Source organism: Brevibacillus sp. JB24b (assembly GCF_051713385.1).
In the GTDB taxonomy this organism is placed as follows: Bacteria; Bacillota; Bacilli; order Brevibacillales; family Brevibacillaceae; genus Brevibacillus_B; species Brevibacillus_B laterosporus.
The window spans coordinates 1,579,391-1,597,248 of record NZ_JBNVQV010000001.1; the positions used below are offsets into that span (position 1 = coordinate 1,579,391).

At 41.3% G+C, this 17,858-nt stretch carries 16 protein-coding genes and 1 pseudogene; 13 read left to right on the forward strand and 4 right to left on the reverse strand.

The window, feature by feature from the left end; genetic code table 11:
* Positions 1–51 precede the first annotated feature (51 nt).
* The 11 genes and pseudogenes from hrcA to ACQV1I_RS07750 form a co-directional block, all read left to right on the forward strand.
* Positions 52–1,110, forward strand: a complete 1,059-nt coding sequence (hrcA, locus tag ACQV1I_RS07700) for a heat-inducible transcriptional repressor HrcA (protein WP_094700332.1) — start codon at positions 52–54, stop codon at positions 1,108–1,110.
* Positions 1,111–1,180: 70 nt separating this feature from the next.
* Positions 1,181–1,747 carry a nucleotide exchange factor GrpE gene (gene grpE / locus ACQV1I_RS07705; protein ID WP_116333242.1) on the forward strand — a complete coding sequence of 189 codons (567 nt, stop codon included), beginning with the start codon at positions 1,181–1,183 and terminating at the stop codon, positions 1,745–1,747.
* A gap of 65 nt (positions 1,748–1,812) precedes the next feature.
* Positions 1,813–3,654 (forward strand): molecular chaperone DnaK, encoded by a 1,842-nt coding sequence (dnaK, locus tag ACQV1I_RS07710; RefSeq protein WP_094700334.1) that lies wholly within the window; start codon positions 1,813–1,815, stop codon positions 3,652–3,654.
* Positions 3,655–3,800: 146 nt separating this feature from the next.
* Positions 3,801–4,922, forward strand: a complete 1,122-nt coding sequence (dnaJ, locus tag ACQV1I_RS07715; RefSeq protein WP_116333243.1) for a molecular chaperone DnaJ — start codon at positions 3,801–3,803, stop codon at positions 4,920–4,922.
* A gap of 35 nt (positions 4,923–4,957) precedes the next feature.
* Entirely contained in the window at positions 4,958–5,896 is a 939-nt protein-coding gene (gene prmA, locus ACQV1I_RS07720; protein ID WP_116333244.1) for a 50S ribosomal protein L11 methyltransferase, read from the forward strand.
* Between the two features lie 21 nt (positions 5,897–5,917).
* Positions 5,918–6,649 (forward strand): 16S rRNA (uracil(1498)-N(3))-methyltransferase, encoded by a 732-nt coding sequence (locus ACQV1I_RS07725; RefSeq protein WP_094700337.1) that lies wholly within the window; start codon positions 5,918–5,920, stop codon positions 6,647–6,649.
* A gap of 31 nt (positions 6,650–6,680) precedes the next feature.
* Positions 6,681–8,042 carry a tRNA (N(6)-L-threonylcarbamoyladenosine(37)-C(2))-methylthiotransferase MtaB gene (gene mtaB, locus ACQV1I_RS07730; RefSeq protein WP_116333245.1) on the forward strand — a complete coding sequence of 454 codons (1,362 nt, stop codon included), beginning with the start codon at positions 6,681–6,683 and terminating at the stop codon, positions 8,040–8,042.
* Complete coding sequence (locus ACQV1I_RS07735; RefSeq protein ID WP_116333246.1) at positions 8,039–8,470, forward strand: NUDIX hydrolase; 432 nt, start codon at positions 8,039–8,041, stop codon at positions 8,468–8,470. Before mtaB ends, ACQV1I_RS07735 begins: the two co-directional genes overlap by 4 nt.
* Before the next feature lie 276 nt (positions 8,471–8,746).
* On the forward strand, positions 8,747–9,127 hold the full coding sequence (locus ACQV1I_RS07740) for a CidA/LrgA family protein (protein WP_018672901.1): 381 nt from the start codon (positions 8,747–8,749) through the stop codon (positions 9,125–9,127).
* 5 nt (positions 9,128–9,132) lie between these two features.
* Positions 9,133–9,804, forward strand: a complete 672-nt coding sequence (locus ACQV1I_RS07745; RefSeq protein WP_026315271.1) for an LrgB family protein — start codon at positions 9,133–9,135, stop codon at positions 9,802–9,804.
* Between the two features lie 96 nt (positions 9,805–9,900).
* Positions 9,901–10,065: pseudogene (locus ACQV1I_RS07750) on the forward strand (GNAT family N-acetyltransferase); the annotation flags it as partial.
* 102 nt (positions 10,066–10,167) lie between these two features.
* Here ACQV1I_RS07750 and ACQV1I_RS07755 read toward each other — a convergent pair.
* Positions 10,168–11,100, reverse strand: coding sequence for a Na/Pi cotransporter family protein (locus ACQV1I_RS07755; protein ID WP_104033017.1), 933 nt, complete (start codon positions 11,098–11,100; stop codon positions 10,168–10,170).
* An 86-nt stretch (positions 11,101–11,186) separates the two neighbouring features.
* Here ACQV1I_RS07755 and ACQV1I_RS07760 point away from each other — a divergent pair, with 86 nt between their 5' ends.
* Positions 11,187–12,545 (forward strand): class I SAM-dependent rRNA methyltransferase, encoded by a 1,359-nt coding sequence (locus ACQV1I_RS07760; protein WP_116333247.1) that lies wholly within the window; start codon positions 11,187–11,189, stop codon positions 12,543–12,545.
* 218 nt (positions 12,546–12,763) lie between these two features.
* On the opposite strand, the gene ACQV1I_RS07765 is transcribed toward ACQV1I_RS07760, so the two are convergent.
* Positions 12,764–13,366: a dienelactone hydrolase family protein gene (locus ACQV1I_RS07765; protein ID WP_116333248.1), complete on the reverse strand. Its 603-nt coding sequence runs from the start codon at positions 13,364–13,366 to the stop codon at positions 12,764–12,766.
* Positions 13,367–14,032: 666 nt separating this feature from the next.
* Between ACQV1I_RS07765 and ACQV1I_RS07770 the strand changes: the two genes are divergently transcribed.
* On the forward strand, positions 14,033–15,181 hold the full coding sequence (locus tag ACQV1I_RS07770; RefSeq protein WP_018674172.1) for a D-alanine--D-alanine ligase: 1,149 nt from the start codon (positions 14,033–14,035) through the stop codon (positions 15,179–15,181).
* A gap of 94 nt (positions 15,182–15,275) precedes the next feature.
* Here the strand turns inward: ACQV1I_RS07770 and ACQV1I_RS07775 are convergent, their stop codons facing one another.
* On the reverse strand, positions 15,276–15,722 hold the full coding sequence (locus tag ACQV1I_RS07775) for a hypothetical protein (protein WP_116333249.1): 447 nt from the start codon (positions 15,720–15,722) through the stop codon (positions 15,276–15,278).
* A gap of 704 nt (positions 15,723–16,426) precedes the next feature.
* Entirely contained in the window at positions 16,427–17,803 is a 1,377-nt protein-coding gene (locus ACQV1I_RS07780) for a UDP-N-acetylmuramoyl-tripeptide--D-alanyl-D-alanine ligase (RefSeq protein ID WP_116333250.1), read from the reverse strand.
* Positions 17,804–17,858: the final 55 nt, after the last annotated feature.

A 17,858-nucleotide genomic window follows, 5' to 3' on the forward strand; every position in this document is an offset into this window, starting at 1 on the left:
AGAAGTTGTCAATCGACATAGCCAAACATTACTAGAAGGAGGGCGTTAGGTATGTTATCGGAGCGACAAAAGCTGATTTTGCAAGCTATTATTGAAAATTATATTCATTCGGCAGAACCTGTTGGCTCCAGGACCATTTCAAAACGGCCCGAAATAACCTTCAGTTCGGCTACGATCCGCAACGAAATGTCTGATTTGGAGGATTTGGGTTATTTGGAGCAGCCGCATACTTCTGCGGGACGTGTTCCTTCCACGAAAGGCTATCGCTTTTACGTGGACCACATAGTGGAGCCTAATGTACTGAAGAACAATGTAGATGCGAACACCTGGAAGCAAATGTTTGCTGATCGAATCTTGCATTTTGAAAATGCCGTGGAACAGACAGCTTCGGTTCTATCACAATTGACCAACTACACGGCAGTGGTTCTTGGACCAGAAATCTTTGAACATCGCTTGAAGCATCTGCAAATTATCCCATTGAGCGACACACAAGCTGTGGCGATTATTGTGACTCAAACAGGGCGTGTAGAAAATAAGCGTATTGATTTGCCGGCGGGACTATCACCGAGCGATATGGAGAAATTGGTTAATGTTTTAAACACAAAATTGCAAGATACACCATTATGGCAACTGCGCCAACGCTTGTATCAAGAAGTATCAGATGAATTGAAACGCCATGTTGATCATTATGAAGAGATGTTAAACATGATTAGTCATGCTATTGAAAGTGATTCATCTGAGCGTTTGTTGTTAAGAGGAACTACTAAGTTCATGGAGCAACCAGAGTTTCAGGATGTAGAAAAAGTCAAAGAAATTTTGGAGCTGTTTGAACGCAGTGATCAAATGACGCATCTGTTTGAAACCAATGAGAAGGGATTACAGATACGCATCGGTCACGAAAATCATCTCGACGCCATGAAGAATTGTAGCATTGTAACGACCAATTATTCCTTTAACGGTAAGCCCGTAGGTACGATTGGTATACTTGGACCTACGCGCATGGAGTATGGTAAAGTGATTGCTGTCCTGGATTTCATTGCTTTGGGATTGTCGCAGATGTTAAATGCACAGATAGATGGACGATCTTCAGAGGAGCAAGAGGATTCATGACGAACAAGGGCGGGCGGGTTATAGTTGCTCGCTTACATAGATTATTAGTCACACAGAGGAGGTAATCAGATTGAGCGAAGAGAAAGCAAAGGTTGAACTTGAGCAAGAGGAAATGGCTCAAGGCCACGCTGAGCAAAACGAGCAAGCTGAAACTGAGGCAACAGAAACAGGTGAAACACTTGACCTAGCAATGGAAGTAGAGCGTCTACAAGCACAATTGCAAGAGCAAGAAAACCGTTTGCTACGCAATTTGGCGGATATGGATAATATGCGTCGTCGCTCACGTAAAGAGCAAGAGGATTTGCAAAAATATGCTTCTCAAAAGGTAGTAGAATCCTTATTGCCAGCGCTTGATAACTTTGAACGCGCTCTTGCTGTTGATCCTAGTACCGCTACCGCTGAAAGCATTTTGCAAGGGGTGCAAATGGTGTACCGTCAAGTGGTGCAAGTATTCGAGCAAGAAGGCCTACAGGCTATTGACTCAGTAGGGCATGCGTTCAATCCACATGTACACCAAGCTGTGATGCAAGTGGAAGATTCTAATTACGAAGCAAACACTGTCGTAGAAGAATTACAAAAAGGTTATCAATTTAAGGACCGTGTTATCCGTCCTGCAATGGTTAAAGTAAACGCGTAAGTAAGTTGTGCTTTTAAGCAAAAGAATCATTCACATATTGTAGATAATCGAGGAGGAAAAGATTTATGAGTCGAGTAATTGGTATTGACCTTGGTACAACTAACTCTTGTGTAGCAGTTATGGAAGGTAGCGAACCTATCGTTATTGCCAACGCTGAAGGTAACCGTACGACACCTTCTGTAGTAGCTTTCAAAAACGGAGAGCGCATTGTTGGTGAAACAGCAAAACGCCAAGCAATTACAAACGCTGATAATACGGTTATCTCCATCAAACGTTGGATGGGTACCAATCATAAAGAAACATTAGAAGGCAAAGATTATACACCGCAAGAGGTTTCTGCAATGATCTTGCAAAAACTAAAAGCTGATGCAGAAGCATATCTGGGCCAACCGGTAACGCAAGCAGTTATCACAGTTCCTGCTTACTTCAATGACAGCCAACGCCAAGCTACTAAAGATGCTGGACGTATTGCTGGTTTAGAAGTTTTGCGTATCGTCAACGAGCCTACAGCAGCGGCACTTGCTTATGGTTTAGAGAAAAATGAAGACCAAACAATCCTTGTTTATGACTTGGGTGGAGGTACATTCGACGTATCTATCCTTGAGTTGTCTGAAGGTTTCTTTGAAGTAAAAGCAACCTCTGGAGATAACAAACTAGGTGGAGACGATTTTGACCAAGTGATCATGGATTATTTGGTAGCTGAATTTAAAAAAGAAAACGGCATTGATCTAGCTCAAGATCGCATGGCTATGCAACGTTTGAAAGATGCAGCTGAGAAAGCGAAAAAAGATTTGTCCGGTGTTGTCACTACTACGATCTCTCTACCATTTATCACAGCAGATGCTTCTGGTCCTAAACATATGGAAATCAGCTTGTCTCGTGCGAAATTTGAAGAGATTTCAGCTGGTTTGGTAGAGCGTACTATGGGTCCTACTCGTCAAGCTCTATCCGATGCTGGTCTTTCTCCAAACCAAATCGATCGTGTTCTTCTTGTTGGTGGCTCCACTCGTATCCCTGCGGTACAAGAAGCAATCAAGAAGTTCATTGGTCAAGATCCGCATAAAGGTGTAAACCCTGACGAAGTAGTAGCTCTTGGTGCTGCTGTTCAAGCGGGTGTTTTAACTGGTGATGTAAAAGACGTAGTACTCCTTGACGTAACACCACTTTCTCTTGGTATTGAAACATTAGGCGGAGTGTTCACAAAATTGATCGACCGTAACACAACAATCCCAACAAGTAAATCTCAAGTGTTCTCTACAGCAGCGGACAACCAAACAGCGGTTGATATCCATGTGTTGCAAGGGGAGCGTCAAATGGCAGCAGACAACAAAACGTTGGGCCGTTTCCAATTGAGCGATATCCCACCAGCTCCACGTGGTGTTCCACAAGTAGAAGTTAGCTTTGACATTGACGCTAACGGGATTGTAAACGTTCGAGCTAAGGATTTGGGTACAGGTAAAGAACAAGCAATCACAATCACTTCTAACTCTGGTCTTTCTGACGAGGAAATCGACCGCATGGTAAAAGAAGCGGAACTAAACTCCGAAGCAGATAAGAAGCGCAAAGAAGAAGTAGAAATTCGTAATGAAGCAGATCAGTTAGTGTTTACTACCGAGAAAACACTTAAAGATCTTGAAGGTAAAGTAGAGCAAGCCGAGATCGATAAAGCAAACGAAGCGAAAGAAAAAACGAAAAAAGCTTTAGAAGGCGGTAACTTCGACGAGATTAAAGCGGCGAAAGAAGAGCTTTCTGAAATCGTTCAACAATTGTCTATTAAATTGTATGAGCAAGCAGCACAAGCACAACAAGCGGCTCAAAATGCTGACGGTGAAGGTGCAGCTCAAGCAGGAAAAGACACTGTAGTAGATGCTGACTATGAAGTAGTTGACGAAGAGAAGAAACAATAAGAATAGATACAGAGATTTAGAGGAGTCAAAGTCACAATGTTGACTTTGACTCTTTTCCTTTATGGAATGGGGATTCTATTGAAGCTTGCAAGTATACATGCTAAGATTATCTTTGATTGTCTTGGATACGGGAGTGATAGACAAGTATGAAACGAGATTATTATGAGGTGCTGGGACTTGGAAAAGACGCCAGTGCAGATGATATAAAAAAGGCATATCGAAAATTGGCGAGGCAGTACCATCCAGACGTTAATAAAGAAGCGGATGCTGAAACCAAATTTAAAGAAGTAAAAGATGCGTATGATGTACTCTCAGATGACCAAAAACGTGCCCAATATGATCGCTTTGGACATCAAGATCCGAACCAAGGCTTTGGCGGAGGCTTTGATGCTTCTGGAATGGGTGGCTTTGGTGATATCTTTGATATGTTTTTTGGGGGCGGTGGACGTCGTGCTAATCCAAATGCACCGCGCCGTGGTGCTGATTTGGAGTATGCGATCAACATTGACTTCTTGGATGCTGTGTTTGGCAAAGAAAGAGACATCGAGATTCAACGTGAAGTGGAATGCGATACGTGTCACGGCAGTGGGGCTAAACCTGACACGAAGGTAGAAACCTGCTCTAGATGTAATGGGTCTGGACAGGAGGAAGTTCAGGCAAACACTCCATTTGGACGTGTCGTTAATCGTCGTGTTTGCTCTGTTTGTAATGGTAAAGGAAAGCAGATCAAGGAAAGATGTACAACTTGCAGAGGCACTGGACGCCAAAAAATCAAGCGCACGATTCACATTAACATCCCTGCTGGGGTAGATGATGGGCAGCAAATGCGCATTACTGGCGAAGGTGAAGCTGGTGTGAATGGTGGACCAGCGGGTGACGTTTATGTTATGTTCCGTGTGCGTAAACACGATTTCTTCGAACGCGATGGAAACGACATTTATTGTGAGATGCCTATTAATTTTGCTCAAGCAGCCTTGGGTGATGAGATTGAAGTGCCTACAGTAGATGGCCGTGTGAAGCTGAAAATCCCAGCAGGAACGCAAACCAACACTTTCTTCCGCTTACGTGGGAAAGGTGTGCCACACTTACGTGGAAACGCGCGAGGTGATCAGCACGTGAAGATTAAAGTAGTGACGCCTACGAAATTAACTGATCGTCAAAAAGATCTGTTACGTGAATTAGGGGGATTAGAGGATGGTGCTCCCCTACATGAACAGCCAGAAGAGAACTTTTTTGATAAAATCAAGCGTAGATTACGCGGCGAATAATATGTTGTGGAAAGCTAGATGGGGGATGGTAGAGCATGAATTGGTCAGAAGTTAGTATTCACACCACGGCAGAGGCGGTTGAGGCTGTCTCTAGTATTTTGTACGAAGCGGGAGCAGGTGGCGTTGTCATTGAAGATCCCGAAATTTTATCCCGTGAGTGGAGCACGCCTTTTGGTGAAATCTACCACCTCTCACCAGATGACTTTCCTACTGATGGTGTGATTGTCAAAGCATATTTTCCTGTGAATAGTTATTTGGGTGAAACCGTTGAAGAGATTAAAACACAGGTAAACGAACTTCTGACCTTCGGATTGGATGTCGGAAAAGGAACCGTTACTATGACAGAGGTTCATGAAGATGATTGGGCATCTGCTTGGAAAAAATATTATAAGCCAGTTGCGATTTCAGATCATATCACGATCACGCCTATCTGGGAGGAGTACAAACCGAAGCGAGAAGGGGAGCTTATTATCGAGATGGACCCTGGCATGGCTTTTGGTACAGGTACACATCCAACCACTGTGCTGTGCATTCGTGCGATTGAACGCTACCTGAAACAAGGGGATCGCGTCTATGATGTGGGAACTGGAACAGGGATATTAAGTATTGCTGCTGCTAAATTAGGCGCCTCTTCCTTGACTGCCATGGACTTAGATGAGATTGCGGTTCGTTCTGCCCAAGAGAACTGTATCATCAACAAAGTAGATGACAAGGTTTTGGTGAAACAGAACAATCTGCTCGATGGAATCAATGAAAAAGTTGAAGTAGTAGTTGCCAATATCTTAGCAGAAGTAATTATTCGTTTCACGGATGATGTTCATCGTGTCTTATTGCCAGGTGGTACATTTATTGCTTCTGGTATTATTGGGGCGCGTGAAACCGATGTAAAAGAGGCACTAGCAGCCTCGAAATTGGAAGTTATAGAAACAGTTTACATGGAAGACTGGGTAGCAATTATCGCGAAAAAACGTTAGAATAATGGGGTTAATAATCAGATGCAACGTTATTTTATAGATAGCCAACAATTTTTTGACAATCATGTGGTTATTACCGGGGACGATGTTCACCACATTGTGAAGGTTATGCGCACAGAGATTGGCGATCATATTTTGGTTAGCGATGGGAGAGGACGGGTGGTTAAAGCCCGTCTTTCTGCCTTGGAGCCCAAAGAAGTGCGCGCTGAGATCGTGGAGCAAATCACAAAACAAACAGAGTTACCTGTATCGGTGACGATTGGTCAGGGTTTGCCAAAAGGGGACAAACTAGAGTGGATTTTACAGAAGGGAACGGAGCTTGGAGCTACTTCCTTTGTACCGTTTCAATCAGAGCGTACCATCGTTAAACTAGATGCAAAGAAAGAAGCAAAAAAGCTAGAGCGTTGGTCAAAAATTGTAAAAGAAGCGGCTGAGCAATCACATCGGGCTTATTTACCTGAGATTTTAACTCCGCTGTCCTTTAAGCAAGTGGTTGAACATGCAAAAAGCTATACGACTGCCGTTATTGCTTATGAAAAAGAAGATACCAAAAGATTGGGCGAGGTACTGTCAAACTTGTCTGTTGGCGACTCGCTTTTCGTCATGATTGGACCAGAAGGTGGATTTTCTGAAAGTGAAATTCAGTATGCAGAAGAGAATGGTATCCATTCTGTTTCGCTTGGTCCCAGAATTTTACGCACGGAAACAGCTAGTCAGTATTTGCTAAGTGCCGTTTCCTATCAGTTTGAATAAGTCATACGTAACAGTTGAAAGGAGGAGAGCAATGAATAAGGTTGCTTTCCATACATTGGGCTGCAAAGTAAACAGTTATGAAACAGAAGCGATTTGGAACCTGTTCAAGCAGAATGGCTATGAACGGGTTGACTTTGAGCAGGATGTAGCCGATGTATACATTATTAATACCTGCACGGTTACCAATACTGGTGACAAAAAAAGCCGTCAAGTGATTCGTCGTGCTATCCGTCGTAACCCCGAGGCGATTGTTGCTGTCACGGGATGCTATGCACAAACCTCACCAAAGGAGATAGCCGAAATTCCAGGTGTTGACATCGTGGTAGGTACACAAGGCCGCGATCGTTTGTTGGAATATGTCGCACAGATCCGTGGAGAACGTACACCGATCAACGCGGTAGGAAATATCATGAAAACACGTGAATTTGAAGAGTTGGATGTGCCTAACTTTACCGATCGTACGCGTGCTTCTCTTAAAATTCAAGAAGGCTGTAACAACTTCTGTACCTTCTGTATTATTCCGTGGGCACGTGGACTAATGCGTTCCCGTAAACCTGAGAGCGTCATCGAACAGGCCCAAAAATTAGTCGCAGAGGGATATCTTGAGATCGTTCTGACTGGTATCCACACAGGTGGATATGGAGAGGATCTAGAGGATTACAATCTGGCTAAGTTACTTGTTGAATTGGAAAAAGTGGAAGGCTTAAAACGTATTCGTATTAGTTCTATTGAAGCGAGTCAAATTACTGACGAGGTTGTCGCAGTTATTGACCGTTCCGAGAAGATTTGTCGTCATCTGCATGTACCACTACAAGCAGGCGATGATGCGGTATTAAAACGCATGCGTCGCAAATATACGACTGCAGAATTTATGGATCGAATTCGTAAAGTACGTAAGGCGTTACCTGGGGTTGCTATCACAACAGATGTTATTGTTGGATTCCCAGGCGAGACTGAGGAACAATTTGTAACGGGCTATAACTTTATTAAAGAACTAGGCTTTGCTGAGTTGCATGTCTTCCCGTACTCTATGCGCACAGGAACCCCTGCTGCACGCATGGAAGATCAAGTGGATGAAGAAGTGAAGAAGGAACGTGTAGCTAAACTTATTGAATTAAATCAACAGCTAGCTGTGGAATATGCACAACCATTCATCGGTGATGTATTAGAAATCATTCCTGAGCGTCCATATAAGGAAGACCCAACTAGCGGTAAGCTAATGGGTTATTCCGATAATTACTTGAACGTAGTGTTTGAAGGTACAGAGGATATGGTTGGTAAAATTTGTAAAGTTCGTCTGGATGAGGTTGATGCTGAATATTGTTCAGGAACGTTCGTTCGAGTTTTGGAATCCCTACCTATCGAAATGGACAGCAAAGGAAAAGCAGTATGAAAGAAATCTCTGCAGGCGGCGTCGTCTATCGGAAACAAGATGGGGAGCTTACCTTATTGATGATTAAGGATCGTTTTGGCAAGGTAACGGTAGCGAAAGGTAAGCAAGAGCCAGGCGAGACTTTGATGCAGACGGCTATTCGAGAAATTGAAGAGGAAACGGGAATAAAAGGGGAACTAGGTCCATTATTAGAGATCGTTCACTACACCTACGAGCATCCGATTCAGCGAATACTGGTCGAAAAAGAAGTACACTATTATCTAGTCAAAGCGTTAACGGAGCAAGTAACTGTTCAGGTAGAAGAAATAGATGCCGTGCAATGGCTCAAGCCAGAGGCTGCTTGGGAATTACACGAACAAGCTGGTTATGAGAATAACCGCAGTGTATTACAAAAAGCTTTGGATAACTTGGGAATTCAGGTCATATAGAACAATGGGAGCTCGACCAGAGATGGTTGGGCTTTTGTTGTCCAGTCGACTTCAGTGGCAAGATCAGCTTCCTTTTTTTAAGAGAGTGCAGGAAGATATAGGTGATTGTTGAGCTTGGCATTAGGGGAACAGTAAAAGAAAGTCGAGCAGCTCTGTAGAAAATCTAAGAAACCGCATACAAAAATGAACAATTAAGTATAGTGTTAAAAAAGGGTTTGTTCCGTAGCCCAACAGCGTTATGATAAAGAACGACAAATAGAAAAGGGAGTGGTAGGAATGTACGGATGGATCATCCTGTTTGCCTTTTACGGTATAGGTGTCATCTTTCATAATTACCTGTATATTCCTCTTCCAGGGAGTCTCATTGGGCTTATACTTTTGACAACAGGTCTGGTAACAAAGTTGATACCATTGCGATTAGTGGAAGGGGCAGCAGATTTTTTACTCAAAAACATGCTCTTGTTTTTTGTGCCTATAATAGTTGGGGTAACGCCTTATTTTCATTATTTGGAGCAAAAACCGCTTGCCATCCTTGTGGCATTGGTGGCAGGTCCTGTAGCTGTCATGATGGTAACCGGAATTGTGGTCCAAAAATGGCGTGACTGGGAAAAACGAAAAGAGGATGTACTTTTACAGCAAAGTGAACAGGGGGAATGATGAATATGTGGGAGGTTATCGCGATTCTCCTAACACTAGCTGGTTATATGGTGGCTAAAATGGTATCAAAAAAATATCCGTTTGTGCAGCCAATGATAGCAGCGTCAATATTAGTATGGTTGGTGTGGTGGCTCATCAATAGTGATTGGAAAGTATATGATAGAGGCGGTTCTTATATTTCTTTCTTTTTAGGTCCGGCAACAGTAGCATTAGCCATCCCATTGGCTAAACAATTTAAACAGGTATTGGAACTATGGAAAGCTATTCTAGCTGGTGTTGCTAGCGGATGCATTGTTGCCGTTTCTTCATCGTGGTTTATGGTTTGGATAATGGGAGGGGATCAAACCCTGATTCGTAGTATGATTTCTAAATCAGTCACGACTCCAATCTCAGTTGAATTGACTAATACGATTGGTGGAATTCCTGCATTGGCTGCCTTATTTACAGCTGTAACAGGTATTGTCGGGAGTTTGTTATATCGTCTTGTAATACGTGTGGGACGTATTTCAGATGATTGGGCCATTGGACTAGCTGTAGGAACCAGTGCTCATGCAGTAGGTACAGCAGGAATGATGAATCAGAGTCAACGAAAAGCAGCGGCGTCTAGCTTGGCAATGATTTTAGCAGGAATTATTACGTCTATTTATTTTATCCCGATTCAGATGCTACTTTCTTAACTATCGTGCAGTTCATTTGTTTTTGGCACCTATCTTGTAGCAAGAGGCTTTGCTTATAATGGTAGTAGAAATGATTTTGGTATTTTCTAATGCCATGTGCGTTGCGTAACGTCGCCTGTCAACAAGGCTTCAATAGCCTATCACCAGAAAATGGGGTTTGAAATTGAACAAGGGGATACAGAAGTGGATGGTATTTCTGTTTTCACCGACTATGATGGAAAAAATGAATCTCGTGTTTTATTCGTGAAACAGTTAAGTTAATCAAATGAATGAAAAAGGTAAGTAACATATGGTGGAAAACCCATACGTACTTACCTTTTTGTTGTGATTCTACTTTTTTAGAAGAGGGAGCAAGGATAACGCTTATTTGTGTTCTGGGATTAACCACTGAATCCCTTTGGCTATGCTAGGAGCAAAGGGGAGAGCAATGACGGAACATAACAAATTAAAAATCGTTTGAGCATGAGCGATTTGCATCGAAGGATTGGTTGTCAGTAATCCTGCTAAATAAGCTAGCATTGAAACAAATGGTAGGAATACAAGTCCCCCGACCACATTAAATAGCGTGTGGCACCATGCGACTTGCTTGGAAGCAGTGTTTGTACCGATGCTCGCAATGATTGCGGTGATACAGGTACCGATGTTACCACCTAGCACAATAGAAATGGCTGTGTCCATAGAAAAGACTCCGTAGGATATTAATGTCATGGTAATGGCTGTTGTGGCAGCACTGCTGTGAACCAAAGCTGAAAAGACTGTGCCAGTTAAGAGACCAATCCAAAGGGAGTGTTTGCTTTCAAGAAACAAGGTCCGGAACGTTTGTGAGTTTTCTAATGGCTTAGCAATGACTTGCATCGTATCAATGCCTAGAAAAATGAGGCCAAACCCGCCAATAATTAATCCTATTGCTTTTGATTTACGCTTAGGCTGTAGCCACATAGCCACTCCGATCAATAGCATAGGAACGGCAAAATCCTCAAGATGTAGAGCGATCAACTCCGTTGTAATAGTAGAACCTACATTGGTACCTAAAATAATGCCAATGGTCTGTGAGAAGCCAATAATACCTGCCTGCGTGAGACCAATTGTTAAGACCGTAACAGCCGTGGAGCTTTGCAGAACAAAGGTAGAAAAAAGACCTGAAAAAAAACTATGTGTCGTTGAGCGGGTAAAACGTGTTATAATCAGTTCCATTCGCTGTCCTGCTAATTGATTAAAGCCGATTCGCATAGCGTACAGTCCAAGCAAAAAGAAACTGAGTCCCATGAAAAACGGCAACAAGATGTGATATAACATGGACAATTCAATTCCCCCCGTGAAAGGTACCTTATAAATACGCTATGCTTGTACAGAGACAAGCATGACTAGGAGGATATAGAGAAGTGACGAAAGTATTATTGCAACGAAATCGTAAAAAGCGTTTGGAAGCAGGGCATCCCTGGGTGTTTCAATCCGAAGTATTGGAGATTCAGGGAGATTTCCTAGCTGGTGATATCGTAGAAATTTGTAATCATCAAGGACATTTTTTAGCAAAGGGCTACATTAATCCCGATTCTCAGATGATTGTGCGCATGATGAGCTATGATCCAAAAGAAGAGATCGATTATGACTTTTTTGTCCGTCGTTTCCGAGAGGCAAAAGAAATGCGTGAGCGCTTTGTAGAAAATCCCAGAGCTTGTCGCATTATTTATGGAGAGGCAGATTTTCTACCAGGTCTCATTGTTGACCGCTATAACGATGTGCTGGTGATGCAAGTACTATCACTGGGTATGGATATCCGTCTTGACATGATTAAAACGGCATTAGTTGATGTATTTGAACCAACTGGTATTTATTTACGTAACGATGTGCCTGTGCGAGAGCTGGAAGGATTGGAACAAGGAAAAGGCGTGTTGTATGGAGAGTGTCCAGCTGAGATTGAGATCGAGGAAAACGGTTTGAAATATGTAGTAGATATTGTGGAAGGACAAAAAACTGGATTCTTCTACGATCAGCGAGAAAACCGAGCTGCTATTGCTCCGTTAATGACCGGTTGGGGAGAAAAACATGGGATCAAGGTTTTACCTGTGGGCGAAGATGATGAGCCCATCTACGATAAAAAGGGTAAAAAACGTGATGTGTTAGCAAAATTGGATGAAGCAGGTCAACCAGTCGAGCGTCCAGTAGATCGACGTGGTAAAGTGGTGAAGAACCCGTTCTGGGATGGAGCAGAGGTATTGGAATGCTTTACACATACCGGTTCCTTTACCCTAAATGCTTGTAAGCATGGTGCAAAGAAGGTAACAGCACTTGATATCTCAGAACATGCTATTGAAACAGCCAAACGTAATGTAGGTCTTAATGGATATTTGCATCGAGTTGATTTTGTTGTGGCTAATGCTTTTGATTACCTCCGTGAAAATGTTGAAGCAGGTAAGAACTGGGATGTTGTCATCCTCGACCCTCCAGCCTTCGCAAAATCGCGTGGTGCGGTAAAAGGTGCTTGCCGTGGTTATAAGGATATTAATTTACACGGCATGAAACTAGTTCGTCCAAGGGGGTACTTAGTAACAGCATCATGCTCATATCATATGTCACCAGATTTATTTATGGAAACGATTCAGCAAGCTGCATATGATGCGAAAAAGATTTTACGTTTAGTAGAATGGCGTGGTGCAGGAAAGGACCATCCACAAATTAGTGGAGCGGATGAAGGACACTATTTAAAATTTGCTATTTTTGAAGTAAGAGATCGTAAATAACAGAAGGAAATTGCTACTTCTATAAGGAAAAAACGAAGCACCCTCTCACGATTAAAGCTGAAATGGGTGCTTTTTTATTTATGCACAACTCATAAATTACTAAGCAGTATATTCACAGGGGTGTTTAGGAAATATTTTGTTACATCTGTTTTCCTACTGTCGCTTTAGTTGTGTTCTCAATTGTAGCTTTGAAGAAAATGGCTTGAGCAAATTTTGTTTTACTTCGTTACGTTACACAAAAATTTGTGTACATCCTCATTTGCTATCCTGACAGCATTTGGCTGATAGTGATTGGAATATGGGTTACTAAAACCATGAAGAGCTGGATACTGTTTTAAGATAACTTGTGAGCTATCGGATAGTGTTTGCAATAAAACAGAGAGATCGAATGCAGGTTCAGACTGCCCGTAAAGGAGAAGGACAGGGACTTTCGGAGTGATGTTGGTATATTGTCGGATACGCGAACCATAAAAACCAACGACCCCATCACATAATTCGACGTACTCCGTTAGTAACCAAGCGACTGATGCACCAACGCTGAAACCCATCACAATGATGTGTTGGTATAATGGACGTTGTAATCGTAGTACTTCAACTACTTGTTCAGAGGCTCTTTCAAAACCAATAGACATAAAACATTGGTAAGCCCGATCTTCTTCCTTTTGTGGAAAAGAAGTTGTTTCTTTGTACCATGAAAGGCAGAGTACATCCCACGATTGAGTGGCATACTGTTGGCAGACATCCAGCATGTGCTGATTAAGTCCATATATCTCAGGTAGAATTACAAGCAATCTTTTCTCGCCGCTACGTAAGAAGTACATAAGGAACAGCCTTCTTTCTAATCCAAATAATTTTGTCCATCATATCAAACGTAACATTATTCTGACAACAGATTTGGCATATGGTTATGAAGTATTAGTTCTATCATGCTATTTACTTGCTTTTTTGCTAGAATTTTGGTTATCCAGGATTTGAATTTTTTAGTTTGATTTAAAATGCAGTGAAATATCATAAATTGTATTTAATGCTGAATGGAAATGACGTAATTATTTTTACATTACGTTTTGCATAATTTAATTTATTTCCTTCTTTATTTTAAAGAATTATCAGATCAATATTTTGAAGGATTATCAGATCAGCTACTAGTTGCATCAAGCCGTGTCTTACTCCTTTTTTGTTTTTGCACCTCATACTTTTATCTAAGTCAAAATGATTCATATCCCTATGCATGTGTGTTGATCATAAGTGCTCTATTTTTGCGAAAGATCGCAATGTTTATAGGTTCATACCGAGCTCCAGTAGCTATCTTTACTAGAAAAGATTTTTAAGTCTTCTTAGAATTAACCCCATTCACCCTTGTCAGCCACAGTAACATTTTGTATGCTGAGAAAGGAAAATACGTGGCAAAAGCACTTTTTAGGCTGTAAGCATAATAATAAGGATTAAGTGAAACAGTCGTGTTGAACAGAAGGGAAAGGGGCATATACATGAAAAACAAAATCCGATTGGGTATTATTTACGGAGGAAAGACATCTGAGCATGAGGTATCGCTCTCGACGGCCCTTTCTATTATGAAGGCAGTAGATCAAAATAAATATGAAGTACAACCAATTTATGTACAAATGGATGGCACCTGGTTAAAAGGAGGACCTATCGCTGGTCAAGTACTCGAAAATGTAAATGCATTGCGTTTAGGTGGGGGAATTTCTCTTGGTCATCATGACAATAATCAAGAGGAGCAAGCGAAAATAACTCATGTGGGTAACCAATCATTGGTCGGTAATCCAGCTAATGTGATGTCTATTCATCAGGAGGTAGATGTTATTTTTCCAGTGATTCATGGACCAAATGGTGAGGACGGTACTGTACAAGGTTTATTGGAATTAGCAGGTATTCCTTATGTTGGTACAGGAGTTATGGCATCTGCAGTGGGAATGGATAAATTGATGATGAAAAATGTTTTTGCTCAAGCAGGTCTTGATCAAGTTGATTACATGGGCTTTTTACGTTCTCAAATCGAGCGTGATGTAGATAGCGTTATGAATCAGATTGAACAAAAACTGGGATATCCTTGTTTTGTAAAGCCAGCCAACATGGGTTCAAGCGTAGGGATTACTAAAGCGAAAGACCGCGAAGATTTGCGTGGAGCTTTGGAACTTGCTTGCAAATTTGACCGTCGTATTATTATTGAAGAGTTCATTAAAGCTCGTGAGGTAGAAATTGGCGTATTGGGAAATGAAGAATTGCGTACCTCCGTTATTGGCGAAGTTATTGCAGCAAAAGAATTTTATGATTATGAAGCGAAATATAAAGGTGGAGGTACTGATCTCAAAATCCCTGCTGATCTACCACAGCAAGTAGCGGATCGTATTGCTGAGATGGCGAAGACGGCATTTCAGGCTTTGGATGGTTCTGGTCTATCCCGTGTTGATTTCTTCTATGATGAGGAAAATGACCGTGTGGTGATTAATGAGGTTAACACGATGCCAGGCTTTACACCATTTAGCATGTATCCTATGTTATTTGCAGAAGCAGGGATTCCGTATGCCGAACTAATTGATCGACTAGTCCAACTTGGACTAGAACGTTACGAAGAAAAACAAAGAAATATTGTGGCAGCAGAAGAGTTAGAATAAAGCGGGAGCCTTCTCAAATTGGGAAGGCTTTTTTTCTTAACGTACTATTATAATTTTAGATGGTTATTGTTGATTCATTTTAATTGAACATTGGTTAAGTAGCATAACGTTCGAATTTTTTGCTATCTATTTTTTTATTAATAGTTTTTAGGATAGCTAGGATATCCTGTGTTTGGTTCTCTTCAATGCGCTGAAGGAGGTGTGTATGATCGGTTTGGACAGCCTTCATATCATGAATTTCTTTCTTGATAGTACCTAAATCACTTCTAATACCATATGATTCGGATTTAATCAAATCTAAGTGTTTTTTAATACCATATGATTCAGATTTGATCCTATCTATATCTTTTTTAATACGACCTGATTCCTGTTTTACAATGTTTAACTCTGTTTCGATATTACTCATCTTTGATTTAATCCCACTCAACTCTTTTTTAATGTTCTTTGTCTCTATTTGAGTAACTTTAATTTCATGGTTCATACTGTCGAGTTTAGCATTAATTCCTTGTAAAGCTTCCACTACTGATATTCGAAACTCCATGCTTATCCCCTCCAAGCTTGATTCTAACGTACAATATCTTAAGGGGTGACTGCAATAATAAAACAAGCTAAAAACAAGATTTTCCTAACTTCTAGACGTATAATTTGGTAAAGGCCTCTTTGTTCACATGTTTTTTATTAGGTAGAATGTGAAAAAGCCCTCTCTAAGAAGGCCGTATGAATCACTTTTATGCCTAGGAGACTCTATCTCAGCAGGTGTTGTACCTGGTGTTTATTACCTTCTTTCCTTGGTTTAATCTGATCCACCACCTCCAGAATCACTACTTCCGGAGTCGTTACAGCTACCCCAGCTATCCCTAGATGATACATCCCCACAATCTGGTTGAGTATCATTTTGGGACCAAAAAGTGGAAGAGCTAGTTGAAGACGAATTATGACTTGTTGATTGTGAATGGGATTGACTACGTTTAAGTAAGAAGGGGACAAGGATTAAAAATAGAATGATAAGCACAATAGTGACTAACAATATTTGGCCTCCAATCATTTTAATGAGGGGGGAGATTAGTTTTCTTCCCCACTATGTATAACGTTTGTTTTGATAGGAAGTTTCAGATAATTTGTAGTTAGTTATTACAGGATTTATATAAAAAAGCACCTCTTTCAGCATAGAGAACAGACGCTGGAAGAAATGCTTTTCTGAAACAATTCAAGCAACATGTATGACGCATCTTGGGAGTAAGTAAATTAAATTTCCTGCAATGAAGGTAGTAGTGTTTCCAGTTTCATGCCCCGGGAAGCTTTTAATAACACGGCAGAATGTGGTTTCAATAAAGAACGTAGGTAAACCATAGCTTCTTCCTTAGAGCTAAAATGATGGCTCTCTCCCGTAAAGTGTTCCCCAATAAATCGTGAATCCTCTCCGATTGTTACCATGCAAGTAAAGCAATCATCCCACTTTGATACATATTCTCCAACTCCTGCGTGCAATGCCTGACTATCTGAGCCTAATTCCAAGAGATCAGCTAATATTAATACTTTGGTACGGTCTTGAAAAAGGTCTGCAAAGTTTTCAATAGAAGCTTTCATTGATAAGGGATTGGCGTTGTAAGCATCGTTGACGATAATCATACCGTTTTGAGATGTATGGATTTCAAAGCGCATGCCTGAGATGCTTAAGGTCTTCATTGCTTGTTGAATCTCCTCAAAGCTCATTCCTTGTTCGCGTGCAATTCCGATAGCTGGTAAAGCATTGGATACATTATATGTACCAAATAGTGGCATAAATACACGCAGGGTTTGTTGATCTTCAAAGTGTACAGTGAAGTGGGTACCCTTATCATCTGTAACTAAATCCGACGCCCATAGATCAGCAGGTCCTTCCACAGAATAATAGCAAATTGGGCTATCAGATAAGTGCTTAACTTTCTGGAGGTATTCGTTATCTCCATTTAGGTAAACACGGCCTGTGGGGGCTGTATGAGGCAATAGTTCTGCTTTTGCTAGGGCGATTTTTTCAAGCGTCCCAAAATACTCCATATGAGCTTCACCAATACTTGTAATCACACTATAGGTTGGTTTTGTAATAGAAGCTAATAAATCAATCTCTCCAGCGTGGCTCATGCCAAGCTCCAGAACCGCAACTTCATGAGTATTATCGAGATGCAATAAGGAAAAGGGAAGGCCGATATGATTGTTAAAGTTTTTATACGTACTACAGATTGGGCGTGTACTAGCTAAAAGATGAGAAACCATATCTTTCGTAGTTGTCTTGCCTGTACTGCCTGTAACGGCAATGAATGGAATAGAAAACTGATTTCGATAAGCACTTGCTATCTTTTGAAATGCTGTCAAAGTATCATTTACAAGTATCAGACCGAAATCTTTTGGGAGAGTAGCCGGAACTTTGGATAAGTCGGATACGAGAGTAGCAATTGCTCCAGATTCATGTGCCTGCTTGATAAAATCATGTCCATCGCGTGCTTCTACCAATGGAACAAATAAACTGTCTGGGTGTAATTGGCGACTGTCAAAATGAGCACTGGTTACATTGGCTTCAGGATTCCCTTGAACAAGGATCCCTTGCGCCATCTTAGTGATGGTATTTAAAGTGGTTGGTAACATAGTTTTATTCTCTCCTTATCATCATTTCTGCTAAGTCCACAGATAACGATGGGTA